This is a genomic window from Marinococcus luteus, from assembly GCF_900106595.1.
Classification (GTDB): domain Bacteria; phylum Bacillota; class Bacilli; order Bacillales; family Marinococcaceae; genus Marinococcus; species Marinococcus luteus.
In genome coordinates this window covers 327,609-352,680 of record NZ_FNNC01000002.1, presented here as the reverse complement: position 1 = coordinate 352,680, position 25,072 = coordinate 327,609, and the positions used below count along the sequence as shown (strand labels likewise).

General features: G+C 48.2%; 27 protein-coding genes. 20 read left to right on the top strand and 7 right to left on the bottom strand.

Going from position 1 to position 25,072, the window contains the following annotated elements; all coding sequences use genetic code 11:
* Window positions 1-49 precede the first annotated feature (49 nt).
* On the bottom strand, window positions 50-2,056 hold the full coding sequence (locus tag BLV22_RS07070) for an acyltransferase family protein (RefSeq protein WP_091613126.1): 2,007 nt from the start codon (window positions 2,054-2,056) through the stop codon (window positions 50-52).
* 523 nt (window positions 2,057-2,579) lie between these two features.
* On the opposite strand from BLV22_RS07070, the gene BLV22_RS07065 reads away from it, so the two are divergent.
* From BLV22_RS07065 to BLV22_RS07035, 7 genes are all read left to right on the top strand, one after another.
* Entirely contained in the window at window positions 2,580-3,635 is a 1,056-nt protein-coding gene (locus BLV22_RS07065) for a glycosyltransferase family 4 protein (protein ID WP_091613124.1), read from the top strand.
* 110 nt (window positions 3,636-3,745) lie between these two features.
* A complete protein-coding gene (locus tag BLV22_RS07060; RefSeq protein ID WP_091613121.1) occupies window positions 3,746-4,837 on the top strand; it encodes a glycosyltransferase family 4 protein in 1,092 nt (363 codons plus the stop codon).
* 27 nt (window positions 4,838-4,864) lie between these two features.
* Window positions 4,865-5,863: a glycosyltransferase family 2 protein gene (locus BLV22_RS07055; protein WP_091613118.1), complete on the top strand. Its 999-nt coding sequence runs from the start codon at window positions 4,865-4,867 to the stop codon at window positions 5,861-5,863.
* 257 nt (window positions 5,864-6,120) lie between these two features.
* Complete coding sequence (locus BLV22_RS07050; RefSeq protein ID WP_091613116.1) at window positions 6,121-7,566, top strand: O-antigen ligase family protein; 1,446 nt, start codon at window positions 6,121-6,123, stop codon at window positions 7,564-7,566.
* Between the two features lie 18 nt (window positions 7,567-7,584).
* Window positions 7,585-8,049, top strand: a complete 465-nt coding sequence (gene pssD / locus BLV22_RS07045; protein WP_091613112.1) for a PssD/Cps14F family polysaccharide biosynthesis glycosyltransferase — start codon at window positions 7,585-7,587, stop codon at window positions 8,047-8,049.
* The gene (pssE, locus tag BLV22_RS07040) at window positions 8,046-8,525 is read left to right on the top strand and encodes a PssE/Cps14G family polysaccharide biosynthesis glycosyltransferase (protein WP_091613109.1); all 480 of its coding nucleotides are present in this window, start codon (window positions 8,046-8,048) and stop codon (window positions 8,523-8,525) included. The genes pssD and pssE overlap by 4 nt, the downstream gene beginning before the upstream one ends.
* Window positions 8,526-8,558: 33 nt before the next feature.
* Complete coding sequence (locus BLV22_RS07035) at window positions 8,559-8,789, top strand: GlsB/YeaQ/YmgE family stress response membrane protein (RefSeq protein ID WP_425433794.1); 231 nt, start codon at window positions 8,559-8,561, stop codon at window positions 8,787-8,789.
* A gap of 40 nt (window positions 8,790-8,829) precedes the next feature.
* On the opposite strand, the gene BLV22_RS07030 is transcribed toward BLV22_RS07035, so the two are convergent.
* From BLV22_RS07030 to BLV22_RS07020, 3 genes are all read right to left on the bottom strand, one after another.
* Window positions 8,830-9,687 carry an alpha/beta fold hydrolase gene (locus BLV22_RS07030; RefSeq protein WP_091613104.1) on the bottom strand — a complete coding sequence of 286 codons (858 nt, stop codon included), beginning with the start codon at window positions 9,685-9,687 and terminating at the stop codon, window positions 8,830-8,832.
* 139 nt (window positions 9,688-9,826) lie between these two features.
* Window positions 9,827-10,900, bottom strand: a complete 1,074-nt coding sequence (locus BLV22_RS07025; RefSeq protein ID WP_091613101.1) for a branched-chain amino acid aminotransferase — start codon at window positions 10,898-10,900, stop codon at window positions 9,827-9,829.
* 229 nt (window positions 10,901-11,129) lie between these two features.
* Complete coding sequence (locus BLV22_RS07020) at window positions 11,130-11,627, bottom strand: sigma-70 family RNA polymerase sigma factor (RefSeq protein ID WP_091613099.1); 498 nt, start codon at window positions 11,625-11,627, stop codon at window positions 11,130-11,132.
* Between the two features lie 258 nt (window positions 11,628-11,885).
* On the opposite strand from BLV22_RS07020, the gene BLV22_RS07015 reads away from it, so the two are divergent.
* The 12 genes from BLV22_RS07015 to BLV22_RS06960 all read left to right on the top strand — a co-directional run bounded on the left by BLV22_RS07015 (window position 11,886) and on the right by BLV22_RS06960 (window position 22,705).
* Window positions 11,886-12,251 carry an ArsR/SmtB family transcription factor gene (locus BLV22_RS07015; RefSeq protein ID WP_091613096.1) on the top strand — a complete coding sequence of 122 codons (366 nt, stop codon included), beginning with the start codon at window positions 11,886-11,888 and terminating at the stop codon, window positions 12,249-12,251.
* 216 nt (window positions 12,252-12,467) lie between these two features.
* On the top strand, window positions 12,468-13,430 hold the full coding sequence (locus BLV22_RS07010) for a thiamine pyrophosphate-dependent dehydrogenase E1 component subunit alpha (RefSeq protein ID WP_091613395.1): 963 nt from the start codon (window positions 12,468-12,470) through the stop codon (window positions 13,428-13,430).
* A gap of 21 nt (window positions 13,431-13,451) precedes the next feature.
* Window positions 13,452-14,477 carry an alpha-ketoacid dehydrogenase subunit beta gene (locus BLV22_RS07005; RefSeq protein ID WP_091613093.1) on the top strand — a complete coding sequence of 342 codons (1,026 nt, stop codon included), beginning with the start codon at window positions 13,452-13,454 and terminating at the stop codon, window positions 14,475-14,477.
* A gap of 15 nt (window positions 14,478-14,492) precedes the next feature.
* Entirely contained in the window at window positions 14,493-15,794 is a 1,302-nt protein-coding gene (locus BLV22_RS07000; protein ID WP_091613090.1) for a dihydrolipoamide acetyltransferase family protein, read from the top strand.
* Window positions 15,795-15,808: 14 nt separating this feature from the next.
* Window positions 15,809-17,194, top strand: coding sequence for a dihydrolipoyl dehydrogenase (gene lpdA, locus BLV22_RS06995; protein ID WP_091613087.1), 1,386 nt, complete (start codon window positions 15,809-15,811; stop codon window positions 17,192-17,194).
* An 82-nt stretch (window positions 17,195-17,276) separates the two neighbouring features.
* The gene (locus BLV22_RS06990; RefSeq protein WP_091613085.1) at window positions 17,277-18,218 is read left to right on the top strand and encodes a sugar-binding transcriptional regulator; all 942 of its coding nucleotides are present in this window, start codon (window positions 17,277-17,279) and stop codon (window positions 18,216-18,218) included.
* Window positions 18,219-18,474: 256 nt separating this feature from the next.
* On the top strand, window positions 18,475-18,897 hold the full coding sequence (locus BLV22_RS06985) for a transcriptional regulator GutM (protein WP_176967694.1): 423 nt from the start codon (window positions 18,475-18,477) through the stop codon (window positions 18,895-18,897).
* Entirely contained in the window at window positions 18,885-19,445 is a 561-nt protein-coding gene (srlA, locus tag BLV22_RS06980) for a PTS glucitol/sorbitol transporter subunit IIC (protein WP_091613080.1), read from the top strand. The genes BLV22_RS06985 and srlA overlap by 13 nt, the downstream gene beginning before the upstream one ends.
* Before the next feature lie 34 nt (window positions 19,446-19,479).
* Window positions 19,480-20,514, top strand: a complete 1,035-nt coding sequence (gene srlE / locus BLV22_RS06975; RefSeq protein WP_091613077.1) for a PTS glucitol/sorbitol transporter subunit IIB — start codon at window positions 19,480-19,482, stop codon at window positions 20,512-20,514.
* Between the two features lie 60 nt (window positions 20,515-20,574).
* Window positions 20,575-20,943, top strand: coding sequence for a PTS glucitol/sorbitol transporter subunit IIA (locus tag BLV22_RS06970; RefSeq protein WP_091613393.1), 369 nt, complete (start codon window positions 20,575-20,577; stop codon window positions 20,941-20,943).
* A gap of 22 nt (window positions 20,944-20,965) precedes the next feature.
* On the top strand, window positions 20,966-22,258 hold the full coding sequence (locus tag BLV22_RS06965) for an NAD(P)H-dependent oxidoreductase (protein WP_091613075.1): 1,293 nt from the start codon (window positions 20,966-20,968) through the stop codon (window positions 22,256-22,258).
* Window positions 22,259-22,357: 99 nt separating this feature from the next.
* Window positions 22,358-22,705, top strand: coding sequence for a hypothetical protein (locus tag BLV22_RS06960; protein WP_091613072.1), 348 nt, complete (start codon window positions 22,358-22,360; stop codon window positions 22,703-22,705).
* Window positions 22,706-22,746: 41 nt separating this feature from the next.
* On the opposite strand, the gene BLV22_RS06955 is transcribed toward BLV22_RS06960, so the two are convergent.
* A complete protein-coding gene (locus tag BLV22_RS06955) occupies window positions 22,747-22,959 on the bottom strand; it encodes a hypothetical protein (protein ID WP_091613069.1) in 213 nt (70 codons plus the stop codon).
* Window positions 22,960-23,266: 307 nt separating this feature from the next.
* On the opposite strand from BLV22_RS06955, the gene BLV22_RS06950 reads away from it, so the two are divergent.
* On the top strand, window positions 23,267-23,449 hold the full coding sequence (locus BLV22_RS06950) for a hypothetical protein (protein ID WP_091613066.1): 183 nt from the start codon (window positions 23,267-23,269) through the stop codon (window positions 23,447-23,449).
* Window positions 23,450-23,493: 44 nt separating this feature from the next.
* Here BLV22_RS06950 and BLV22_RS06945 read toward each other — a convergent pair whose 3' ends face one another.
* Together BLV22_RS06945 and lhgO are read right to left on the bottom strand one after the other, a co-directional pair.
* Window positions 23,494-23,856: a VOC family protein gene (locus BLV22_RS06945; RefSeq protein ID WP_091613064.1), complete on the bottom strand. Its 363-nt coding sequence runs from the start codon at window positions 23,854-23,856 to the stop codon at window positions 23,494-23,496.
* Window positions 23,857-23,863: 7 nt separating this feature from the next.
* Complete coding sequence (gene lhgO, locus BLV22_RS06940) at window positions 23,864-25,048, bottom strand: L-2-hydroxyglutarate oxidase (protein ID WP_091613060.1); 1,185 nt, start codon at window positions 25,046-25,048, stop codon at window positions 23,864-23,866.
* Between the last annotated feature and the right edge of the window lie 24 nt (window positions 25,049-25,072).

The window sequence follows — 25,072 nt, the reverse complement described above, 5'->3', positions numbered from 1 at the left end:
AAGGACTGCAGCCGACTCTTGGCTGCAGTCCTTTTTTTACTGTCTGCTGTTATTCGTCATTTTCCTCTAATGCATCTTCAATGTGATCTTTAAGCGCCGGTCCCATCGTGCGGGAATAGAGGGTGGAAATGTGGTGGTTGTCCCGGAAAGTAATGACGTTGCCAATCACAGGGTCACACGTGTCGTCATCACAAAAGTAAGGAGACATATCAGCAAAGGTTACGTTATCCGGAATATTTTCCTCTTCTGTGTTTTCCCAAGGAGGGTTCTCAGATAATACCTCTTCTCTTGGTACGGCACAATCGGCCGGATCGTCGCTTTCTTCCAGGCAGGAAGGGATGTCCTCCTGCATTCTCGGGTTGTCACGTATCGCGAATACTTCCGTATGGCCTTCGAATTCTTCCCAGATCTCAAGGTAGCCTTCTGGTATGGTGCCTCCAGCATTTACATTGGCGGTAGTGAAAAGTAAATCAGGATCGTTTTTCTTCAGCGGTTCAATGGAATCTTCATTCCACTGCATGCATGAGTCAGACAGGGTACCGTCAAAATCATCTGCAGAAAAACGGCAGCCGTCTTTATTAAACACGTCGATCTGAAGGCTCAGATCCTCAGACATTTTTTCAAGGGCCGGAAACCAGTGGCCGGAATGAGAACCGCCTACAAGGGCAATGGTATATTCGGGATCAGTCGTGTCCCCGTAAGAGCACATGCTGATTTCCGTCTCTTCAAGATTGGAGTAGCATTCGCTTTCAGCATAAAAAGCCGGCATTTCACTTTCGGCCTGTACCACATTTTCGAGAGGATCGATATCTGGATTTGGTTCAATATCCTCTGATATCGCGCGGGCCCCGGGGTAGTCAGTTACTGTATAGTCCTCTCCGACGCCTGACTGATTTTTATCCACATAATTGTCCCAGATACCGGCAGCTGTAAGGGCCGGCAGCAGGAATAAGACCAGTGCAGTTACTGCTTTTGCCTTTGATTGTTTAATGTTTATTTTGCGCAGCGGTGTTTCAATTATTTTGACAGAGAGCGCCGAAGCGGCGAAGGCAAGAACTATAATAGCTATGCCGCCCTTGATCGATACCGTTGTGTTGTCGAAATAGGCAAAATAAAAAATAAGAATTGGCCAGTGCCATAAATAAAATCCGTAGGAAATGCTGCCGAAATATAGAAACGGCTTGGAGCCCAACAGCTTGTCGACGCCGAAGCGGCTGCTGTTTTCAGCTGCCGTAATAATTAGAAGCGCCCCGGTGGTCGGCAGTAAAGCAGCGGCGCCGGGAAAAACAGTAGAAACAGGAAGAAGCAGGCCGGTGAGAGAAATAACTGCAAGCCCCAGCCAGCCAAGAACAAAGCCGACGGATTTTTTCATCGTTAAATAAGGAAGCAGCAGCGCCACAAGACCTCCAAGGCTGAATTCCCATACCCTGGCAAACGTATCAAAGTAAGCCCAGGGCTGATTGACAGCGGTAATATAAATAGAATAGCTGAGTGAAAGTATGAACACAGCAGCCAGTACACCGCACAGGGTTTTACGTACAGGAGTATTAAATGTTTTTTTTGCAAGAAAATAGGTTAATAGTATAAGTAGAGGCCAGAACACATAAAACTGTCCCTGAATGGAAAGTGCCCAAAAATGCTGAAATGGACTGGCTTCGTTGTTTTGCGCCAGATAGTCGACAGCACTGGTGGCGAGCTCCCAGTTTTGAAAATACAGCGCCGAAGCAAGCATTTCCGAAACAATCTGTTCCCATTGTGACTGCGGAAGAAAGACAATGGAGCCGGCCATCGTAAACAAAATAACGATTACAGCAAGAGGCAGCAGCCGGCGGCCGAGGCCAAGCAGGTATTCAGGGAGGTTAATTGTTCCTTCCCGTTCAATTCTTGATAGCAGTGATGTAGTAATCAAATAACCAGAAACGACGAAAAATACATCCACTCCGCCTGAAACAGAACCGAGCCAAATATGATACACAGCCACTAAAAATGCAGCTACAGCTCGCACCCCTTCAATTTCAGGCCGGAATCTTTTCTCAGGTGTCCGCAAATCATTCATTGGTATTCACTCCAAACCTGTAATTTCCTTCTAAAAAGCGTTAATTTTCAAAATGTTCTTACGTTAACACAATATGTAAGTAGTATATATTTTAGCATGGAAGGTGGAAGAATATGCTTTCCTTGAAATATTTATCTATGAAACGAGTCTAATCTATCTGAACTGATGATGTATAAAGATAGATGATAACCAAAAAAGCAGATATATCCCGGCTTTTTAAATAATATAGGCACAGGCAGTAATTGTACAAAGAAGGTACTATTTATTGGTTTTTAGGCGTTTTCGGGTTTTTATGCTTATTCTAAGATATAATGAGATTTCATTAACTAATTTGTAACCTTCATATGCCAGTTATTTATCTTGAGAATAACGAAACTTTTCACATGAAGAAACGTCTAAATTTGTAGGGATTTTTGGAATGGGATGATTATAGGAATGCATAGTTAAGATAATAGGTCTCACTTCCCGGATTCGAACGTGCCTGAAATGTTCATATAAAACGTTCTTCAACAGGGGGACCACAATGGTTACTGCTATTGCGTTAATAACTAGTTTTGTAGTGGCCTTGCTAATAACGCCTTTAGTAAAAAAGCTGGCGTTTAAAATTGGTGCTACCGATCAGCCGAATGCCCGAAAAGTTCACACCGGTCAGATGGCCAGAATGGGCGGTCTTGCTATTTATATTGCTTTTTTAGCGGGTGTGCTGATTTTGCGTCCGGAAAACGAAACCTATTTTTATATCCTTATCGCTAGCACGATTGTTATAGCAACTGGTGTTATGGATGATATTTATCAATTAACGGCTAAAGTAAAGTTCTTGGCCCAGATTGTTGCAGCTGTAATCGTCATTATTGGAGGCGTGCAGGTAACCTTTATTAATCTGCCGTTTGGCGGAGAGCTTGAACTGGGCCTTTTCAGTATCCCAATCACACTGCTCTGGATCGTCGGGGTGACCAATGCGATAAACTTAATCGACGGCCTTGATGGTTTGTCTGCCGGAGTTTCTGCTATCGTGTTAACAACTATTTCGGTGCTTGCCATTCTGCAGAGTGACATCTTCATTGTAGCCTTAAGCATCGCTCTTCTCGGGGGTACGCTTGGATTTTTAGTGTATAATTTTCATCCGGCTAAAATTTTCATGGGAGACGCCGGTGCCCTGTTTTTAGGGTTTATGATCGCAGTTATTGCACTGATGGGCTTCAAAAATGTGACCGTATTTTCTCTAATCGTGCCGGCACTCATACTGGCCGTGCCGATATCAGATACGTTTTTTGCGATCATCCGGAGAATTGTGCATAAGCAGTCTTTATCGGCCCCCGACAAATCCCATCTGCACCACTGCCTTCTGCGGCTCGGGTATTCCCACCGGGAAACAGTGCTCATTATTTACTGCATAAGTGCTGTATGCAGTATTTCTGCTGTAGCGTTCACCCTCTCTACACTGTGGGTATCACTCATTCTGCTGTTGGTGGTAATGATTTTGATTGAGATTCTAGTGGAAAGTGTGGGACTAGTCAGTCAAGAGTACCGGCCGTTTTTAAACTTTATTAAACGGTTGTCCGGCTCTATGAAAGAATAAGCTGAGAACTAAAATCCATGTATAAATAGATCCGCCGCCAGCTACCTTTCAGCTTTTGGACCGGGTCTATTTTATTTAGATGTGTAACCTACAGTGAAGGTGGCATAATCATGAAAGTATTGCTTGTGTCTAATATGTATCCAAGTAATAAATATCCTTCATATGGAACATTTGTAAGAAACTCAGAAAAAATGCTCGAAGAAAATGGAATAAAAGTGGAGAAAGCTGTCTTAACAAAACACCAGAATCCTGTCTCAAGGTATTTGAATTATGGATTATTTTACGCCAAAACACTAGTAAAGGCGCTGGCAAATAAATATGATGCTGTTTATGTGCATTACCCGTCTTTGTCTTCTATATCTGTATTGATCGCGGGCTATTTAAAAAAGCTGAATGTTTATGTGAACATTCATGGAAGTGACGTAGTACCGGAAAACATGAAGCAAAAAATCATGAATACAATAACAGTGCTTTCGTTAAAGCGTGCAGATAAAATCATCTGCCCATCTGAATACTTCCGCGATTTAGTAATACAAAAACATAAAATTCCCAAAGAAAAGCTGTACGTTTTTCCGTCTGGTGGTATAAACCCGGAAATTTTTTATGAAAGAGATAATATCGCGGCGTTAAAGCAAAAGTATCATTTGGACGAAAAACATATATATATTGGATTTATAAGCCGAATCGACTACGGTAAGGGGTGGGAGACTTTTTTGGAGTCAATCGCCCTGCTCCGTAGAGAGGATCGCGCTGTGAAAGGGATTGTCGTAGGTGGAGGCGGAGAAGTGGATCAGTTTTGGGGAAAAGTAAACGAGCTTGGAATCGGCGAGGCGATCATTCATTACGGGGCTTTAAAGCAGGAAGAAGTAGCCGAGCTGATGAATTGCTTTAAAGTGTTCTGCTTTCCGACTGAAAGAAAGGGAGAAAGCCTGGGACTGGTAGGACTCGAAGCATTGGCGTCAAAGCGGCCGGTAGTGGGGAGCAGTATTGGAGGTTTGAAGGGCTATCTCCGTCACGGGGAAAACGGCTATTTAGCGCCTCCGGGCGACGAAAAACAGTTTGCTTATTACCTTGGAAAAGTAATATACGCAGATGACGATAAGTACCGATGGATGCAGGAAGAAGCAGATAAAATGTCTAAAAAATATGTAATTAATAATATTAAAGACCAGTTTATCCAAATATTTCGTGGCAATAAATAAACCTCTTTAGAAAGTAGGAAGGGTACAATGAGTTTCCCAGAATTAATCAGTGTGGTTATTCCAACAAGAAACAGGCGGACACTACTGCAGCAGGCAGTTGAAAGCGCGAGAACCCAGACATATACAAATATTGAAATTATCGTGATAGATGAAGCCTCTGAAGACGATACCGCCACTTATTTAAAAAATATTGATGAGCCCAGGCTGAAGGTGATTACGCACACTACTCCGCAGGGAGGAAACATTGCCAGAAACAAAGGACTCGAAGCAAGCAGCGGCGCCTACGTTGCTTTTTTGGACGATGACGACGTGTGGGCAGATACAAAGCTTGAAAAGCAGCAGGAAGCCTTTAAACGTGACAGCGCTGTCGGTATCGTGACCTGCAGCAGTCTGGTCGTGTATCAGGATCTGCAGATTGAACGTTACATGAACAGGGGAAACAACTACTTATACAGTAATGAAGAAGCGTTCACTAAAATGCTGACGGAAAACTTTATAGGAGGAGCTTCCTTTCCACTTATAAAAAGAGAATGCCTCATGGAAGTGAACGGGTTCCGGCCGGAAGTGGTGAGTGCGCAGGAGACAGATTTGTATTTACGTATACTCGCAAACGGCTATAAAGTCTACGCTGTAGAGGACGTATTAATACTGTACCGGGTTCACTCCATGAACCGGATATCTGACAGCTTCGAGCCAAAGGTGAAAGGTCTTGAACAGTTGTTTGAATATAAAAAGGATTATTTTTTAACTCACCTCCCGGTGCATGAAGCAAAAAAAATTGAACAGACGCATATCGTGGAAGTGAGTAAAATTTATACGAGAAACAGAAAGTATAAAACTTTTTTCCAGTATTTTAACGAAGAAAAACAAAAATTAACTTCAGCCAAAAAAATACAGGTATGGAGAAATGCTTTTGTTCACACCCCCCCTGTGCAGCTATTTAAACAGACAGTGCAGAAAGGAAAAACTAAAAAACTGAATAAAGAGTGGAAACAGTACATGAACGAAAATTTTAAGAGCAGCTAAGCGGCGTCTGCCCATGCAAAGCGTAACTACCTAATTAATGTAAATGATTGAAATCATTTTATGTGTTAATCTTTTTTACCTTATTTGAAATAAAAAAGTAAAGATTTGCATTAGCCGAAGACAAAATGAGTAATGATTAGGGCGGTTTAGATACTTTTCTCTCTAGTGGAGTGGTATAATATATGATAGTATTCTCGTCGTGAGAGTACGTGCAGCTGCAATAATATTATCTATCCTTTTTAGGAGGATGCGACTTGATGGAAAGAACTGCAAGCCTTAGTTTTGAGAATATTGCCAGGATTGTTCTTTTAACTTATTTACTCGTCCAGCCTGTTTTAGATTTATTAATATTTTTCGATACGCCGCTCGTTTCCCAGCTCCGGGCCTTATTTATTGGCGCAGGGCTGGTCTATTTATACTTTTTTTCTACAGGATGGATAAGAAAGCTTTTATTCATTTATATTCCTGTGTTATTTGTGTACTTTGCGATTAATTTCGGCGTCAATTATTTTGTGAAAGATCCGTATGTTCTTTCAATTGAAGTTACAAATATCGTAAAATCTATTTATTTTCCAATTATCGTTTTCACATATTTGACGTTTATTTATCAACAAATAGACGAAGGTTTACATAAAAAAATCATTCCGTACATTTTAGGAATCAACATGCTCGTTATAGGAGTAGTGGTGTTCCTGGCTGATATTACCGGGACAGGCCGAAGAGCATATGGATTTTTAGCAAAAGAGGGACACACAGGCTGGTTTTTCTCCGGCAATGAGATCAGCGCTATTACTGCGATGGGCTTTCCCTTTGTAGTACTCGTGTTAATGAAAACAGAAAAATTATGGAAAAAAATGGCGATAATGGCGGGTGCTCTGCTGATCATATGGGCGATGATGACGCTTGGCACCAAGGTGGCTTTTGTCGGCCTTATTGCAGGCCTTGTACTTGGAATCGTATACGCCATCATAACGTTATTTCAGCGAAAATATCTTAATTTCGTGATTTTGGCTGTCGTTTTCATCGTAACTGCCGTAGCTACCCCGGCTATGCCGATAGGCAATAATCTCGGTCTCGCTGTCACTGAAAGCATGAATGAAGAGCCGGAACCGGCAGAAGAGGAAGAGGAAAGCGCTTCTGCGGAAGGTCAGCCGGAAGATGCAGGCGGTGAAGAGAATGCAGCTGAAAATACGGAGGAACCAAGTGAAGAAGAACCAAACCAGGAAATTTTAAATACCATTAACAGTATCCCTTACCATTCCGCTATCCTCAGCGGACGGGAAGAGCATTTGGCGGAGGCTTTTCATCAATTAAATGAAGCTCCGGTTATTCAAAAAATCGTGGGAATGGGCGTGTATCAGAACTATCCTAATGAAGAAGAAGCGGCCCCTATTGAAATGGATTTGTTTGACTGGTTTTTCGATTATGGATTTATCGGCCTGCTGATTTTAACGTTCCCGATATTTGTAACAGCGTATGTGATTATTCGAAACTTGATTAAATATAAGATGGCTCCCCTGAACATTTATTTTTTCTTCGGACTGATCAGTATGGGGCTCGGCATAAGTGCTTCTATTATAGCAGGTCATATTCTGTATTACCCGGCAGCGGCCATCTATCTGGCAGTGGCAATGGCGTTGACCATGAAATATTCCGAGCCGCAGCAAAATACCCTGTCGTTTCGCAGCAAAAACAAATATTAATAAAAAGGATTCTATAAAATGAAAAAAGTAGTATTTATTTCGTCTGTCGGTGGTCATCTAACCCAGTTATTGCAGCTCGAACCCCTGTTTTCAGAATACGATTATCATGTGATTACAGAAAAAACAGATATAACGGTGGATATGAAAGAAAAGTACCCGATGTCCTTTTTAGTATACGGAGCCAGAAACTATCCCTTCAGGTACCTGTTTAAGTTTTCCTACAACATTGTTAAATCGCTGTTTTTGTTTTTAAAGCTGCGTCCGGATGTAGTGGTTACGACAGGCGTACACACAGCGGTGCCGATGTGTTACATTGCGAAGCTATTCCGCAAAAAAGTCATCTATATTGAAAGCTTTGCCAAATCACATTCCCCGAATCTGGCGGGGCGGTTAGTGTATCCTATTGCGGATTTGTTTATTGTCCAGTGGGAATCGATGAAAAAATTCTATCCGAAAGCAGTAAATGGAGGGAGTATCTATTGATACTAGTAGTGCTTGGCACCCACGAACTTCCTTTTCAGCGCCTTCTGCATGAAGTGGAAGCATTGATAAAGGAAGGGTACATTAAGGACAACGTCATTGTACAGAATGGCAACACAAAATTCGAAAGTGAACATATGACGATTCGCCGTTTTATCCCTTCAGAAGAGATGGAAAAACTATTTCAGGAAGCAGAGCTTGTTATCAGTCATGCAGGCACCGGATCGGTGACTACAGCCCTGAAATACCATAAAAAAACCATCGTCGTTCCAAGGCTGAAAAAGCACGGGGAGCATAACGATGATCATCAGCTTCAGTTAACCGAATCGTTTACAAGCAAAGGCCATGTTATCTCGATGACTGGAGAAAAAACGCTTAAGCAGGCCATGGAGGAACTGGTATTATTTCAGCCGACCCCTTTTCAGACTGGAAATGATCAGATGCTGAGAACGATTAAAAATTACATTGATTCCGTTTAAACACAGTTTTGTTCCTGCAATCTGTGTTTTTTTATGCTTATCGTCGGCGGTCTGATTGGCTGGCTTGCCGGTTTAATACTGGGTAAAGACATTCCAGGCGGTATTCTGGGTAACATTATTGCAGGTATTATCGGCGCGTGGATCGGCGGGGCCATCTTTGGTGCCTGGGGACCGGTCATCGGCAGTATTGCGATTTTCCCGGCGCTGATCGGGGCGATTATTTTCGTCGTAATTCTAAGCTTTATTTTAAAAGCGATCCGCTAAACAATAAACGAAGCCGTCCTTTTATCAGGGCGGCTTCGTTTTATGACAGGGCGCGGTTCTTGCTGATCTGCTGTAGAGCTGTATTGATGCCGAGCACCTCTGTCGCGATATGGCCCATGCCGGGAAACGTTTCGAGTGTGGACCGGGCGATATGGTTGGCAAGGTAGACCGCGTGCCGGAGGGGGATAATCTCGTCTTCCTCTCCCGCCCAGATGTAAGCCGGCGTGTCGATGTTTTCCAAATGATAGGCCCAGGGCGTCATCAGCGTCTGGAGGTCCCGAAGGAATCCTTCAGCAGAATGGGCGGATTCCTGGACCGCAAACCTCCATTTATCCAGGATAAACGGAGTCACGTACTGCTGTTCTTCTTTGGAAAGCTGTTCGAATTCTGTCTGAAAGATTTTATCCTCCATATTCATCTGTTCCCACCGGGTGCGAAGAAGCTCCGGTGCTTCCTGAATCGTTTGCAGTGGTGCTTTTAAGGAGGTATCGAGCAGACGAAACAATTCAGGATCCTCTGTGGGCCCGAGAGAACCAACTAAATGGAGCTCGCTGATGCGTCCTTTCAGAAGACTGGTACTGGTTGCTGCGTAAGGACCTCCGCAGCCGACACCGATTAAGGAACAGCGCTGAATTTCAAAATGATTCATGACCTCATCGATGTCCTTGGAAAACTGCAGAAAAGTGCCATGAGGATCGGGAGTGGACAGACCGTAGCCGGGGCGGTCAACAGAAATAATACGAAGAGAGCTGGAAGCTGCAGCTTCTTCTCCAATTGCGGCTTCAAGCCGGGAGCTTCCGACTCCGTGTGCATAAAGGACAGGTGTTCCGTCCGGATCACCGAACATGGAGATGCTAAGCATACGGCCATCGCGTAAAGAAAGCGCTAATTGTTTCAATCGATCCCTCCTCCTCTTTCCGTGCGGGTATCACTTGTAAATGATGCGTAGGTATATTCTAGCATACAATAAGAAAAACGAAAGAATTTCATTCAGAACAAAACGGCCCTCCGGGATGGAGAGCCGTTGTTTATTAATTTTATACTGTGCGGGTCCAGTGCAGCACGTCTTCCTTGTCCCCGGTCTGAATGCCGGTAATCGTATCGTAAAGCTGTTTGGCGAGAGGACCGGTTTCTGCGTTATTGATTTTATAGGTCTGGGCGTCCCAGCGCAGCTCGCCTACGGGAGAAATGACCGCTGCTGTACCAGTGCCGAAAATTTCCTCCAGTGTGCCTGCTTCATACGCAGTACGTATTTCTTCCATATCAATTCGGCGCTCCTCCACGGGAATATCCCAGTAATGCAGCAGTTCAATGACGGAGTCGCGGGTAATTCCTTCAAGAATACTTCCATTCAGTGCAGGAGTTACGACTTTTCCGCTGATTTTAAAGAAAATATTCATGCTGCCGACCTCTTCAATGTAGCGCTGCTCTACGCCGTCTAGCCACAGCACCTGGTCGTACCCGGCGCTTCCGGCCTGCTCCTGCGCCTTCAGGCTGGCTGCATAGTTGCCGGCTGTTTTAGTAAAACCGACGCCGCCGCGGACGCTGCGGACGAATTCGTTTTCCACGTAGATGCTGACCGGATTCATGGCATCATCGCCACCGTAGTAAGAGCCGACAGGAGTTAAAATAATCAGCAGTTTATAAGAGGAGGACGGTTTTACGCTGAGACTTGCTTCCGTCGCAATCACAAACGGGCGGATGTACAACGACTGCCCCTCTCCGCGGGGGATCCAGTCACGTTCAAGCGAAACGAGTTCCTTTAAAGAATCTATCAATAACTGCTCGTCGATCTCGGGAATACTCATCCGGCGGTTGGACTGGTTCAACCGTTCGAAGTTTTTTTCCGGGCGGAACAGCATAATATTGCCGTCGGAATAATAGGCCTTCATTCCTTCAAATACAGCCTGGCCGTAATGAAATACAAGACTGGAAGGGTCCATGGTAAGCGGCTGGTATGGCACGATTCTCGGATCGATCCAGCCCTCCCCCTCTACGTAATCCACAACAAACATATGGTCGGTAAAGTTTTTTCCGAAAGCGAGCTGAGAGAAATCCGGCTTCGTTTTCGGAGATTTTGTACGTTCAATGGTCAATGACTCAGCCACAATAACATCACTCCTATGTATTTATCGTTCCATTTATTTCTCTACTGGTAACAGCATATAAATTGTATCATAGATAGAAAAGCTTTCTCCACCTGAACACCGGCGACAGGTACATTGCAGCCTTGGAAAAAATAGCTCTTTTATTTTTGAAAGGATGCAATGTAACCCCGAGCCGGTGGTGGAGAAAGCTGGACAGCAACAAACCCGAGCCGGTGGTAAAGAATAAGACGAATTAATCCAGCTGCTCTTCACCAGCGTATGCACGCAGCTTACGCAACGCGGTTTTCCGCCATGATTTGACCGTAGAAGCCGCTACCCCATGCTTCGCGGCAATGTCACGTATAGGAAGAGAATGGACGGCAAAATCGGTGAGCCAGGTTCGTTCCCGTTCTGAAAGAAGGGGAAAATAAGCTTCAAGCTCAAAGCGGTCCTCCATTTCCGACGACTGCTCAAAGGGCCGGTGGTCATCAAACAGCTGGTGCCGCTCGGAAAACCGGACTTCTTTGCGGAGCATCATCAGCATCTCCCCGCGTACAAGCATAAACGCGTATCCAGGAAAAGCTCCCTTTTCCGGAGAAAAGGTAGAGTAGGCCTTCCATAATCCTACATATCCGGCCTGCATATACTCCTCCTGTTCCTGATAAATACGGAGGCGTGTGATCATCCGTTTGACGAGCGGAGTATATTTTTCATAGGCTTCTTCAAATGAAGCTGGGATCGTATCAGTCAATGGTCTCTCCTGCGAAGCCGCGCGCGGTTCTTATTTATTCCATGGTAGCCTCAGCATATATAAAGACTGGAAATGCTGCCGGAGCGCTATGTAAGGATAAACCTAAAGTAATGCGTTGCATTATAGAAAAGAACCAGGCTGTCAAAGCATAGGAAACGCGCAGCCGGTATATGAAAAAATAAAGCAGATCGGTTGAAAGCAGATGAAGAAAGCGTACAATTGAAATAAGAATGATTACGATCAGGCAGGTGAACAGAAATGCCAAACGAAGACGAGGAAACGCAGGCAAGTGTAGGATGGATCCAGCAGCAGATTCAGGAACGATCGCTTGATATTATGACAGACATGCTGAAGGGACTCGCTGACGGCAAGCGGATGCAGATCGCCCAGGCGCTGGCTCTGACGCCGGAATTGAGCGTACATAGTATCGCCGAAGTCATCGACTCCTCCATTGCAACGGCGTCCCATCATCTCCGGTACATGCATAAGCTGGGGCTGACGAAGTTCCGGAAGGAAGGAAGAACGGTGTACTATTCCCTTGATGATGAACACGTCAGGCAGGTGGTGGAGCTCGTCGTCAGCCACCAGGCAGAAATTAAAGAACGGCAGGGAAAAGAGGCGTAGCGGCGTCTCTTTTTTTTATTTGCAGTAAACAAATGTCTTTCAAAAATAAAATTGCACAAACCAGCTGCATTTATAAAAGCGGAAACAATATCTTGAAATCAATGATAATTTACAAATGTTTAGTTGACGAACGAATGAAATAAAGCTATTATGTTTACAAAGGTTATAATATAGAACAAATGTAAGGGAGGCGTTATTGTGACGCAGGCAGACTGGATGTGGGCAGAACCGAAAGAAAAGCTGGTCGACTGGCTCGGGCAGATGTGGACCGTCCGCTGGTTCGATGAAAAAGTGGATGAGTTTTTCGCCAAAGGCATGATTCACGGCACGACACACCTATGCGTGGGACAGGAAGCTTCGGCCGTGGGCGTATGTGCGATGCTTGAAGATAAAGACAAAATTACGAGTACTCACCGGGGCCACGGGCACTGCATTGCCAAGGGTGCAGATCCGGACCGGATGATGGCAGAGCTGTTTGGCCGGGAAACCGGCTACTGTAAGGGCAAAGGCGGATCCATGCATATTGCGGATGTCGAAAAAGGAAACCTGGGCGCGAATGGCATTGTCGGAGGCGGCATCCCTTTAGCTGTAGGAGCAGCACTCACGTCGAAGATGCGCCAGGAAGGATATATTACCGTCTGTTTCTTCGGGGACGGAGCGGCAAATGAAGGCAGTTTTCACGAAGCAGTGAACCTGGCCGCTATTTGGGATCTTCCGGTCATCTTTGTCTGTGAAAACAATCAGTACGGTATGTCCGGGCCGGTAAAGGATATGGTGAAAATCGAAAATATTGCCGACCGTGCTGCGGGCTACGGCATTCCGGGGCATGTAGTTGACGGAAATAACCTTCCGGAGGTAATGACGGTTATGAAAGAAGCCGTGGAGTATACAAGAAACGGAAGCGGTCCGGTTCTTATAGAAGCGAAGACTTACCGGTGGAAGGGCCATTCCAAAAGCGATGCGAAAAAATACCGGACGAGAGAAGAAGAAAAAGAATGGAAGGATAAAGACCCGATCCGTTTCTTCCAGGATGCCTTAATTGAGCGCGGCATCATTACCGCGGAAGAAGCAGAAACAGTGAAAAAAGATACGAAAGCCCGTATCGAACGGTCAGTGGAGTTTGCGGAACAGAGCCCCGAACCTTCGAAGGATACGCTGCTTGAGGATGTATATGCTTAATACAGAAAGGAGTGCATGACGATGCAGTCGAGCGCAGTAAATTCTTCAAACAATAAGGAAACTACACGCAGCATTACCTTTGCTGAAGCCGTCCGTGAAGCGCTATCGCAGGAAATGCGGGAGGACCAGGATGTTTTCATTCTCGGGGAGGATATTGGGGTATACGGCGGTGCCTTTGGGGTTACCCGGGGGATGATTGAAGAGTTCGGCCCGGAGCGGATTCGCAACACCCCGATTTCCGAAGCGGCGATTACAGGCGCTGCCATTGGCTCGGCGCTCACAGGCATGAAGCCGGTCGTCGAGCTTCAGTTTTCGGATTTTATTACGATTGCGATGGACCAGCTGGCCAACCAGGCAGCTAAGCTTCGGTATATGTACGGCGGCAAAGGCAATGTGCCGATGGTGCTGCGGACGCCTTCAGGCTCGGGAACCGGTGCTGCGGCTCAGCATTCGCAGAGTCTGGAAGCCTGGGTAGCCCACGTTCCCGGCTTAAAGGTAGTGCAGCCGTCTACGGCTTCAGATGCGAAAGGGCTGTTAAAGGCAGCGATTGCCGATCCGAATCCGGTTATTTTTTACGAACACAAATTATTGTACAAAACTGAAGAGCATGTACCGGAGGCAGCGTATACGATTCCTCTGGGAGAGGCAGACGTGAAACGTGAAGGGACAGATGTAACGATCGTTGCGACTGCTGTGATGGTGCATAAAGCGCTCGAAGCGGCAGAAAAGCTGGCAGAAGAAGGCATTGATGTGGAAGTGATCGACCCGCGCACGCTCGTGCCACTCGATGAGCAGACGATCGTGGACTCCGTTAAAAAAACCGGAAAAGTAATCGTCGTGCATGAAGCTGTCAAAAGAGGCGGATACGGCGGCGAAATCGCCAGCATGATTGCAGAAAGCGAAGCCTTTGATTATTTGGATGCTCCGGTCCGCCGGCTCGGGGCGCTGCCGATTCCTGTGCCGTACAATCCGGCACTTGAAAGAGCAATGGTTCCGCAGGTGGATGACATTATGCAGGTGGCGCGCGACAGCGTCCACCGCCGGTAAGGGAGGGCGGCATGCATGGCTAAGGAAGTATTTATGCCCAAATTAAGCAGTACGATGGAAACCGGAACCCTTCTGCAGTGGTTTAAGCAGGAGGGAGATCCGGTAGAGGTTGGAGAACCGCTGCTTGAGGTAATGACCGATAAAATAAATATTGAAGTAGAAGCATATGAAGAAGGCGTCCTCCTGAAGCGCTACTACGATGAAGACGAAGAAGTGCCGGTAAACGGCATTGTCGGCTACATTGGAGAAGAGGGAGAAGAGGTGCCGGAGGAAAGACCGGGGGCCGAAAGCAAATCAGAGCCGGAAAGCGTCCCGGAAACACCGGCTCCAAAAGCGGAAGAGCAGACAGCGGGAACTGAAAAAGATGGAGGCGTGCGCGCCACCCCGGCGGCACGGAGACTTTCGCGTGATAGCGGTGTAGAGCTGTCCCTGGTAGAGGGGAGCGGAGCGCGAGGGCGTATTCACGCTGCTGATGTTCACGCTGCTGCAGACAAGCAGCAGACGCGCAGTACGCCGCTTGCGAAAAAAGAAGCGGAAGCAAACAACGTAGACCTGTCTGCCGTGAAAGGAAGCGGCAGCTACGGCAAAATTACACGGGCAGATGTCACTTCCCCGCCGGTGGAAAAAGAGCTTCAGTCTGAACCGCTCCAGGGCGTCCGTAAAGTGGTTGCAGAGCGCATGCAGCAGAGCGCGGGCGAAGTGCCGCACGTGACGCTTCATACCGAAATTGACATGGAAGCTGCCATGGAATTACGAACCCAGCTGCTTCCGGTTATTGAAAAACAGACCGGCCAGCGGCTGTCAGTGACGGAGCTGTTGATATTTGTGGGCAGCCGGGCGCTGAAAAAGCATCCGGACGTGCATGCCTCTATGGCAGACAACCGGGTCACAAAGCAGTCTTCTGTGCATATGGGAGTTGCTGTAGCTACAGATCGGGGGCTTCTGGTGCCGGTTATCCGTCATACAGAAGCAAAAGGGCTCGCGGAATTAGTCACTGAAACCAAGCAGACAGCGGCCGCTGCCCGGAATGGGAGCCTTCCCGGCAAAGAGCTTTCAGGAAGCACGTTTACGATTAGTAATTTAGGAATGTATGCAGTCGACCACTTTACTCCGATTATTAACCAGCCGGAAGCGGCTATTCTCGGTGTTGGGCGCATGCAGGAGAAGCCGGTAGTAATAAACGGAGAAATCGTGGTGCGCCGGATGATGGGTGTGAGCCTGTCCTTTGATCACCGTATTATTGACGGAGCTCCAGCGGCTGCATTTTTAACAGACTTCAAACAAATGCTTGAACAGCCGTACCAGCTGTTTGTCTAGAAAGAGGTGGACCGATGGAAACGTTTGACCAGGTGATCGTCGGCGGCGGGCCGGCAGGCTATGTGGCTGCTCTCCGGGCTTCAGGCCTCGGCCAGTCCACCGCCCTCGTTGAGGATCGCGAACTCGGTGGCACGTGCTTGAACCGCGGGTGCATACCGTCTAAAACGCTTCTCCAGAACGCAGAAGCAGTGAATTATGTACGACATGCTTCAAAATATGGGATTCAGGTTGAAGGCTTTCATCTGCGCTACGAAGAGATGCTTGAGCGGAAGGATCAGGTGATCCAGCAGCTTCGCCAGGGCGTTCAGTCGCTGATGAAAAAAGGGCGCATCCAGGTGTTGTCGGGACGGGGAAGAGTACATGCAAACAAACAGGTCACGGTCACTGGTAAAGACGGACAGGAAACAGTAGTGGCCGGCAGAGCTGTGATCATTGCTTCCGGCTCCGTGCCGGCTGTTCCCCCTATCCCGGGACTTGAAGAGACTGAGTATTATACGAGTGATACCATCTATGAGCGCCGCTCACTTCCGGCGTCGATGACGATCGTCGGCGGAGGATTCATTGGTACTGAATATGCCTGTTTGTACCAGTCGCTCGGCGTGCAGGTGACAGTTGTTGAAGCGGCTGGGCGCCTGATTCCCCAGGAGGACGAAGACGCTGCGAAAATGCTTACTGAGGCGCTTGAAGAGGCAGGGGTGAGTATTCTTGCCGGCACCTCGGTTGTTTCTGTCAAACAGCAGGGAGAGCAGGCGGTCGTCCACGTGCAGGACGGATCTGGAAACGGCCGGCAGCTCACCACAGACCTGCTGCTTATTTCCACCGGGCGCGCGCCTGTCATCGCCGCTGCTGAAGACCTTCATTTACGCATGGAAGGCCGTTTTGTAGCGGTGGACGGTTCGATGCAGACGTCGGTGGCGGGTATTTATGCTGCAGGAGACATTGCCGGCGGATGGCAGCTCGCCCATGCGGCAAGTGCTGAGGGCATTATTGCAGCAGAGCACGCTGCCGGAGCTGCTCCTTCCATGGATCTATCACTCGTGCCGCGCTGCATTTACACCTTTCCGGAAATAGCCTCTGTCGGCCTTTCCGAGCAGGAAGCCCGGGAAACATACAGCGACATCAAAGTAAAAACCGTGCCGCTGCGGGGCAACGCGAAAGCAATGACGATGGGAGAGCACCTGGGTTTTGTTAAAATCATTTCCCGGGAAATGTTCGGCGAAATTCTCGGCGTTGTGATGGCCGGGCCGCATGTCACGGAAATGATCGGAGAGTCGGCCGCCTATATTCATCTGGAAGGCACGACCGAAGAATGGAGCAGCCAGATTCACGCGCATCCGTCGCTGTCGGAGGCGTTGTTTGAAGGGGCCTCTGCTCTCTTTGGACGTCCGGTCCATCAATAAAAACCGATGTAAGCGTATATAGTTTTTTGGCAGGGAGTGATATACTGGCATCAGATGAACTTATGGAATAGAGGGAAGAATTATGCTCAACTGGGAAGAAAAAAGAGAAACCGTAAAAGTAGCGAAACTGTATCATTTTGATGGATGGACTCAGGCACAGATTGCCAAAAAACAGGGCGTTTCCCGTCCGGTCATCTCCAAAATGCTGCAGCGGGCCCGGGATGAAGGCATCGTTGAAATATATATTAAAGATGAAAGTGTTCATACTGTTGATCTTGAGCAGAAGCTTGAAAAAAAGTACGGGCTGAAAGAAGCGGTCGTCGTTTCGACGACAGGGTTCACGCCTGACCTTGGTAAACGCCTGATCGGAAAAGCGGCCGCTTCCTACGTGGCGAAGAGAGCCGAGCAGGTAAAGCGGATCGGCATTTCGTGGGGAACGACGCTTCGTTCGCTTATTGAAGAGTATCCGTATGTCGAGCATAAAGATATTCATATTACGCCGCTGATCGGGGGAATGGGGAACAAATACGTGCATCTGCATTCCAATCAGCTGGCGTTTCATTTTGCCCAGAAAATGAATGCATCCTGTTCGTATTTATACGCTCCGGCGATGGTCGAAACCGACGACCTGAAGGAGCGGCTCGTGCAGTCCAGGGATATCGCCCAGGTGCTTGAAGAAGGACGGAACGTCGAGCTTGCCCTCGTAGGCCTCGGCAACCCGCTGCAGCATTCCACAATGGAAACGATGGGGTACCTTCAGGAAGACGATATCGTCACGCTCCGAAAAGCCGGGGCAGTCGGAGACATCAGCTCCAAGTTTTTCGATGCGCTCGGCCACGGCGTGGATCACCCAATCAACAACCGGGTCATCGGCCTGACTCTCGAGGAGATCAAGAGTATCCCTGAGGTAGTCGGCGTAGCCCAGGGGTCCCATAAGGTGCTCGGCATCGAGGCCGCGCTGAAGGGCGGCTATCTGGACGTGCTGATCGTGGATAATCAAATTGCAGAAGCCTTAACCGAATAACGTTTGCCGGCTCCCTTTGAAGGGGGCCGTTTTTTTATGAAAAAAGAAGCTCCAGGCATATTTTTTAAATATATAGATAAACAAATGTGTAATTTAAAACATATGTAAAATAAAAGAAATAATTGACAATTATTATGAAAAATCCTCGCAAAAATAAATTTTAAAATATCTGAAAAATAGATTGACGGTTTTGTGAAAACGCTTTAATATGGTTACAAAGGTTACAAGTTGTTACAAATGTAAAGGAGGGGTGAATATGTGGGGTTATTTTATCGCTGCATTTGTCGTAATATGGCTGATCCAATTTTATCTGACCTTCCGTCAGATGAAATACTATAACGGCATGATTGCTTCAATGGGCAGACGTCCTTCGGGGTACCTTGGAACAGGCATTGATAAACGCCTGCTTGGTATCGGCACGGTCATTCTGCTCGTAACCAATGAAGCAGGGACGGTGATCGATGCCAAGGTGATGAGAGGAGTGACCGTGTTCGCCAAATTCGCAGAAGCTCCGGAGCTGATGGGAGAAAATATCCATGAATTAAAAAAGCAGTGGGAAGCAGAAGGCACTGCCCAGAAAAAGAAGCATCCGAAGCGGGCTCATCTGATGGCAGCCCAGCAGATTCTTGCAGAACAGAAGCGAAAAAACAAAAAGGGGGATAACAAATGGATTTCTTAGTAACGCTCGCAGAAGGCTTTATCGGAATGTTCGAGGCAGGCGGCGAAACGTTCGTCGGACTCGTTACAGGTATTATCCCTACGCTCATATGTTTAATTCTTGCTGTAAATGCCATGATTAAATTTATTGGAGAAGAACGGATTTACACGCTGGCCCAGAAAAGCACTAAATATTTCTTTCTCCGTTATACGCTGTTTCCGGTTTTGGCCGTGTTTTTCTTAACCAATCCAATGTGCTACACGTTTGGACGTTTCCTTCCGGAGCGGCAGAAGCCAGCCTTTTACGATTCCGCCGTATCGTTTGTGCATCCGATTACTGGATTGTTTCCTCACGCAAACCCGGCTGAGCTCTTTGTCTACACAGGAGTATCGGCTGGCATTACCACGCTTGGCTTGTCTGCAGGACCGCTTGCTATCCGCTTCTTTATCGTCGGTCTGATCGTTATTTTGATCCGCGGCATGGTAACAGAATGGATTACTGCTATTATGCTCAGACGTCAGGCATCTAGTACAGAAGGCGATTCATCGGAAAAAAGCGCCAGCGCATAGATGAAAATTAAAAAGAAAAAGCGGGGGGAGAACAATGGCTGAGTATAAACCGGTAGAGGTAACAAAAGGGAGAGGCGGCTGGGGAGGCCCACTCGTCATTCACCCAAATGACCAGAAAAGATACATTATGTCAGTAACCGGCGGAGGCATTCATCCGGTCGCCGAGCGTTTGGCAGAACTCACAGGCGGCGAAGCGGTGGATGGGTTCAAGGCCTCCTATGATAAAGAAACTATTGCCGCAGCAGTTATTGACTGCGGTGGCACCGCGCGCTGCGGTGTTTATCCAAAAATGGGAGTGCTTACGGTCAATATCCACGGCACGTCACCGGCGGGGCCGCTTGCGCAGTATATTAACGAAGAGAATTTTGTCTCGGGTGTAGCTGAAAGAGACATGAAGGCGATCAGCAGGGACGAGGTGCCGGCGGCCGAAGCGGAAGCAGAGGACAAAGCCTCCCCGTACAACTCCCTGATGGACCGGGACGTGGCCAAACAGGTTAAAGACGAAGCGAAAATGAAAGCAAAGGGATCGGAACCGAAAAAGGCAAATATTATCGAACGTATCGGCCGTGCCGTCGGCAACATCGTAAGCGTATTCTTCCAGGCCGGGCGGGAAACTATTGATACAGTCATCCGAAACATTCTCCCATTTATGGCTTTTGTCAGTACGATTATCGGGATTATCACTTTCACCGGTATCGGGGATTTGATCGCAAACTTTGTATCTCCGCTCGCGAGCAACATTTTCGGGCTGCTGCTTTTATCCTTTATATGTGCGATTCCGATTCTTTCCCCGCTGCTCGGTCCGGGCGCTGTTATTGCCCAGGTGGTCGGGGTGCTTATCGGTACCCAGATTGGTATGGGAAACATTCCGCCGGCAATGGCGCTTCCAGCACTTTTCGCCATTAACCCGCAGGTGGGGGCAGACTTCGTGCCGGTTGGCCTGACGCTTGGGGAAGCGGAACCGGAGACCATTTCCGTCGGCGTGCCGGCCGTCCTTTTTTCGAGGGTTATTACCGGACCGCTTGCCGTTGTGATTGCTTATCTTTTCAGCTTTGGCCTGTATTCATAAAAATAAAACGGCGGGCACGTGCTGCCCGCCATGTATTTCTTAGGAGGAGTGACCGTGCAGATGAAAACAGAAGTATTTACAGCCACCGTGGTCGGCATTGGAGAGGATGCCCAGATGCTGATGGATGACGGCATGATGATTTTATTCAACGAAACAGCACCGAAGGATTTGTACGACATCAGCTTTGTTCATAACGCCGAAGGGTTAAACGAAGACCTGGAAGCCGGAGATGAGCTGATTATTGACGGAGAAGTATTTTCCCTGACGTTCGTTGGAGGTAAAGCTAATGAAACGCTGCGGGATCTCGGGCATGCCACCTTTCAATTTAACGGAGAGACAAATTCAGATCTTCCGGGAACAGTCTGTATAGAAGCCAAACCGCTGCCTGCGATACAGGTGGGAAGCACCATCGTATTTCGTAAAAAATAAAGCTGGATAGGAGTGGAGAGCAATGATAGGAATTAACCGAAAGCTGCAGGCGCTAGAAAGAGAGGGCCGCTACATTAAAGTAGGTCTTGTCGGCGCTGGCCAGATGGGGCGCGGCATGATCGCGCAGATTGAAAATATGAAGGGCATGCGGGTGGTCATTACCGCGGACATAAATGAGGATAACGTCATCAATGCATACGGGCACGCCGGCATTGAGCGGGGAAATATTGTTTCTACTAACAATAAAGAAGAAGCCTCGCAGGCTATCCGTATGAATAAGGTAGTGGCATCCACCAAGGCGCTGCTCGTATGCGCTCTCGACGAAGTGGATGTTGTCGTGGATGCGACCGGGGTGCCGAATATTGGAGCAGAAATTGCCTGGAACGCCATTTTAAGCCGGAAGCATATCGTCATGCTGAACGTAGAGGCGGACGTCACCGTCGGGCCGCTGCTGAAGCGGATGGCAGATGCGAGCGGCGTCGTGTACACCGGGTCGGCAGGGGATGAGCCGGGAGCGATTATGGAGCTGTACGATTTTGCCGATGCGATTGGCTTTGAGGTAGTGGCGCTTGGTAAAGGCAAAAACAATCCGTTAAATGTGGAAGCCAACCCGGACACTGCAGCGGCGGAAGCTGAAGAGAAGGGCTCGAGTCCAAAAATGCTTGCCTCCTTCCAGGACGGCACGAAAACAATGGTCGAGATGAATGCCGTGGCGAATGCCACCGGATTTGTACCGGAGAAGTCGGGCATGAACGGATTCGAAGCCGGGGTCGCAGATCTGCCGGAGCTTTTCCAGCTGCGGGAGCAGGGAGGAAAAGTCGACAAACAGCACGTGGTGGAATACATTAACGGTATTGCCCCGGGCGTGTTTGCCATCGTTGCTTCTGACATGGAAGAAGTGAACGCGGAAATGAAATATTTAAAAATGGGAGACGGGCCAAACTACGTACTGTACCGGCCGTATCACCTAACAAGCCTGGAAACACCGCTTTCCGTGGCGCGGGCGTACCTGGACGGCCAGGCGACAATTGCTCCGGACGCCGGCCATATTGCTGAAACAGTGGCCGTGGCCAAGCGCGACCTGGAAGTGGACGAGCATTTGGATTCGATTGGCGGCTTTACCATTTACGGCACTGTAATGGAAGCCGGGGAAGCAAAAGACAAGGGAGCACTTCCGATTGGCCTCGCAGACAAAAATGTGAAAATGACCCGGGCTGTAAAGAAAGGGGAAGTCATTACGTATCAGGACGTGGAGCAGACAATGGAATCCACCATCTGGCGTCTGCGGAAAATGCAGGACCACGAATGGAAATAAAATGAGAAGGAAGCGCTGCCGAAATTAGCGGCCGCTTCTTTTTCCGTCTTCAAATCGTGGTATAATAAAAGAGTAATAAGTAAAGGAGGGGCTGAATCGATGAAAAAACGTAAAGAGCTCATTTACTTACAGTGCGCTCATTGTAAGGAAGAGACGCCCCACAACGTGGAATATATTAATGGGGACGTGTACAGTATGGCATGCCGGACGTGCGGCCGGGAGCTGACATTAAACCGCGATATTATGAAAGAATGGTACAGCGAAGTGTATGACCGCGTGACTACCAAGCCCACTCGTTTAACAGAGGAATACAAGGAAAGCAGAACGCCGTTTGTAGTACGGCTGCCGTTCCGGATGGCAAGCAAGCCCTACCGGCTGATGCGGGATTTGAATGACACCCAGAAAACCCTGCGCTATTATAAAAATAAACAAAAGAAATCTTCCTGACCACGCGTAAGTGGGGGGAAGATTTTTTATGAACGAGTATATTATCCGCTGACGAGCTGTTTCAGGGGCGTGGGCGCTGCTTCGTATGCACGGTTGAACTCCAGCAGAGGACAATCAGTGCATGCCTCTGACACTCCGGTGCACGTAGCAACAGAGTCAAACACGCCGTCTTTATAAACGTAGGATAATTCATGGAGCACCTTCTGTTTCGTGATCGAGCAGTAAATAATCTGACGCGACATGGAGTAATCCATCGTATTTCACTCCTTCGGCGTATAATAAATAGCATAAATAAGAGCGGTATATATTAATTTACTTAAAGACTATGTACCCGGAACGGCGTGAAAGAAAACCAGGGGTTGTAAGCAGATAGTATTAAGCGGGGGAGTTTACGCCGGGCGGTATGCGGGAAAATAATGATTCTGACAGCCCATTCAATCTTAAACAAATAACCAGTAATCTAAACCAGCAGCAGAAATGTAACAGTGAAGGCATATCTGGGCAGATGAAACACACAACGGCTGAATAAAGAGAGGGAAGAGAAAAAAAGGGGGGGCATCCATGAAACAAAAGTATATGCTGATCGCAGTGGACCAGGACGGCCATGAAATTTCATTAAAGAACTATAAGGGCCGTGAGGCGAAAGAGGAATTAATTTTAGAAGGAAAAGACTGCGCAACGACGATGTATGAGCAGTTAAAGGAAGAGCTGCATCCGAACTCGGTGAAAATGCTCAGCCTGTAAAACAAATATCAGAAGCCCCCGGCACCTGTGCCGGGGGCTTCTTACTATCTTTCAATCAGTTCGATGCGGTTGCCAAACGGGTCCTCCGTATAAAAGCGGGGAGAGCCGTTCAATGGCTGTTCGGGCTTTACGGGCCAGTTAAACTCCTGCAGGCGCTCTCTGGCAAGCTCGAGATTGTGCACGCGGAGCGCCGGGTGTGCCTTGCGGGCCGGGGAAAACGGCTCTTCAACGCCAATATGGACCTCGAGACCGCCGCAGTCAAACCACACACCGCCGCGTTTGGCCAAATCCTCGGGCTTTGGTATCTCGGGCATACCGAGAATGGTGTGAAAAAAATGGCGGGCCTTTTCTTCGCTCTCCGGCGGTGCAGCAAGCTGTACGTGATCAATTCCAGTAAATAATGTCATGAGAGGGTCATCCTTTCACTTTTCGGGCTATCGTTTTTCCAATTTCAAGAGAAGCTGTTGCTGCGGGCGATGGTGCATTTAATACGTGGAGGCTGCGGGAGCCCGTAATGAAAAAGAAATCGTCCATCAGCGTCCCGTCTTCCTGAAGGGCCTGGGCGCGGATCCCTGATTCGCCGGGTACAAGTTCATCGGCTGAAAGAGAAGGGATCAGCTGCTGCAGTTCTGCGGTAAATGCCTGCCTGGAAAACGAACGCACGTATTCCCGCGCTCCTTCCTTCCAGTACCGGGAAGCAAGCTTCATTAACCCGGGGGAACGGAGATGCTCCCAGGCATCCGCCGGTTTCACGGCCATTTTTTCGTATCCTTCCCGCTCAAAGCTTAATACGGCATTCGGGCCGGCCTCTACGCCTCCCCGGCTCATCCGGGTAAAATGAACGCCGAGAAATGGAAAGGCCGGGTCTGGTACCGGGTAGATGAGCCAGGAGACTTTGTGTTCAGCCTCCGGAGCGAGCGTATAATATTCCCCGCGGAACGGGACAATACGGATATCTGTATGGTAGCCGGCCATGCGGGCGATTTTATCACTTTGCAGCCCGCCGCAGTTGATGAGCTTCCGGCCGGTAAACGTCTGGTCCGGGGTCGTGACGCTCACGCTCTGTTCGGCTTCCTGAATTTGTTCGGCCTGCTGGCCGATCAGGATATCACCGCCCCGTCGGCGGATTTCGGCAGCGAGAGCCTGGGCCACCTCGCCGTAATCGACGATGCCGGTTTCGGGGACAAGCAGTGCGTGCCGGGCGCTTACATACGGCTCTCTTTCTGCAAGCTCTTCAAGCGACAGGTAGCGCGGCTGCAGTCCGTTTTGTCTGCCGCGTTCGTAAAGCTTCCGCAGCTGCAGTAATTCGTCTTCGTCCCTGGCGGCAATGATTTTTCCGCAAATAGTATAGTCTACCCCGTGCTGATCGCAGAAAGCAGCGAGCGATTTCCGCCCTTTTTCTGTAAGAAACGCCTTTAGGCTGCCGGGGCGGTAATAGATGCCGGAATGAATAACGCCGCTGTTTCTGCCTGTCTGATGCGAGGCCAGATGGGATTCTTTTTCTAAAACGACTACTCCGGCGCCGGGTTCTTCTTCAAGCAGCGCATAAGCTGCAGCAAGTCCGACGATTCCGCCGCCGATAATGATATAATCGTACATATCGAAGCTCCTTTAAACGACAAT

What these genes read in the sequence shown, in the direction of transcription:
- BLV22_RS06990 (WP_091613085.1), top strand. Translation starts at nt 17,277, where the DNA reads ATGCTCAACTGGGAAGAAAAAAGAGAAACCGTAAAAGTAGCGAAACTG.
- BLV22_RS07060 (WP_091613121.1), top strand. Translation starts at nt 3,746, where the DNA reads ATGAAAGTATTGCTTGTGTCTAATATGTATCCAAGTAATAAATATCCT.
- BLV22_RS07050 (WP_091613116.1), top strand. Translation starts at nt 6,121, where the DNA reads ATGGAAAGAACTGCAAGCCTTAGTTTTGAGAATATTGCCAGGATTGTT.
- BLV22_RS07035 (WP_425433794.1), top strand. Translation starts at nt 8,559, where the DNA reads ATGCTTATCGTCGGCGGTCTGATTGGCTGGCTTGCCGGTTTAATACTG.
- BLV22_RS06950 (WP_091613066.1), top strand. Translation starts at nt 23,267, where the DNA reads ATGAAACAAAAGTATATGCTGATCGCAGTGGACCAGGACGGCCATGAA.
- BLV22_RS07000 (WP_091613090.1), top strand. Translation starts at nt 14,493, where the DNA reads ATGGCTAAGGAAGTATTTATGCCCAAATTAAGCAGTACGATGGAAACC.
- BLV22_RS06945 (WP_091613064.1), bottom strand. Translation starts at nt 23,856, where the DNA reads ATGACATTATTTACTGGAATTGATCACGTACAGCTTGCTGCACCGCCG.
- lpdA (WP_091613087.1), top strand. Translation starts at nt 15,809, where the DNA reads ATGGAAACGTTTGACCAGGTGATCGTCGGCGGCGGGCCGGCAGGCTAT.
- lhgO (WP_091613060.1), bottom strand. Translation starts at nt 25,048, where the DNA reads ATGTACGATTATATCATTATCGGCGGCGGAATCGTCGGACTTGCTGCA.
- BLV22_RS06960 (WP_091613072.1), top strand. Translation starts at nt 22,358, where the DNA reads ATGAAAAAACGTAAAGAGCTCATTTACTTACAGTGCGCTCATTGTAAG.
- BLV22_RS07070 (WP_091613126.1), bottom strand. Translation starts at nt 2,056, where the DNA reads ATGAATGATTTGCGGACACCTGAGAAAAGATTCCGGCCTGAAATTGAA.
- BLV22_RS06970 (WP_091613393.1), top strand. Translation starts at nt 20,575, where the DNA reads ATGAAAACAGAAGTATTTACAGCCACCGTGGTCGGCATTGGAGAGGAT.
- BLV22_RS06955 (WP_091613069.1), bottom strand. Translation starts at nt 22,959, where the DNA reads ATGGATTACTCCATGTCGCGTCAGATTATTTACTGCTCGATCACGAAA.
- BLV22_RS07015 (WP_091613096.1), top strand. Translation starts at nt 11,886, where the DNA reads ATGCCAAACGAAGACGAGGAAACGCAGGCAAGTGTAGGATGGATCCAG.
- BLV22_RS07055 (WP_091613118.1), top strand. Translation starts at nt 4,865, where the DNA reads ATGAGTTTCCCAGAATTAATCAGTGTGGTTATTCCAACAAGAAACAGG.
- BLV22_RS07065 (WP_091613124.1), top strand. Translation starts at nt 2,580, where the DNA reads ATGGTTACTGCTATTGCGTTAATAACTAGTTTTGTAGTGGCCTTGCTA.
- BLV22_RS07005 (WP_091613093.1), top strand. Translation starts at nt 13,452, where the DNA reads ATGCAGTCGAGCGCAGTAAATTCTTCAAACAATAAGGAAACTACACGC.
- srlE (WP_091613077.1), top strand. Translation starts at nt 19,480, where the DNA reads ATGGCTGAGTATAAACCGGTAGAGGTAACAAAAGGGAGAGGCGGCTGG.
- BLV22_RS07010 (WP_091613395.1), top strand. Translation starts at nt 12,468, where the DNA reads ATGTGGGCAGAACCGAAAGAAAAGCTGGTCGACTGGCTCGGGCAGATG.
- BLV22_RS06985 (WP_176967694.1), top strand. Translation starts at nt 18,475, where the DNA reads ATGTGGGGTTATTTTATCGCTGCATTTGTCGTAATATGGCTGATCCAA.
- BLV22_RS06965 (WP_091613075.1), top strand. Translation starts at nt 20,966, where the DNA reads ATGATAGGAATTAACCGAAAGCTGCAGGCGCTAGAAAGAGAGGGCCGC.
- pssD (WP_091613112.1), top strand. Translation starts at nt 7,585, where the DNA reads ATGAAAAAAGTAGTATTTATTTCGTCTGTCGGTGGTCATCTAACCCAG.
- srlA (WP_091613080.1), top strand. Translation starts at nt 18,885, where the DNA reads ATGGATTTCTTAGTAACGCTCGCAGAAGGCTTTATCGGAATGTTCGAG.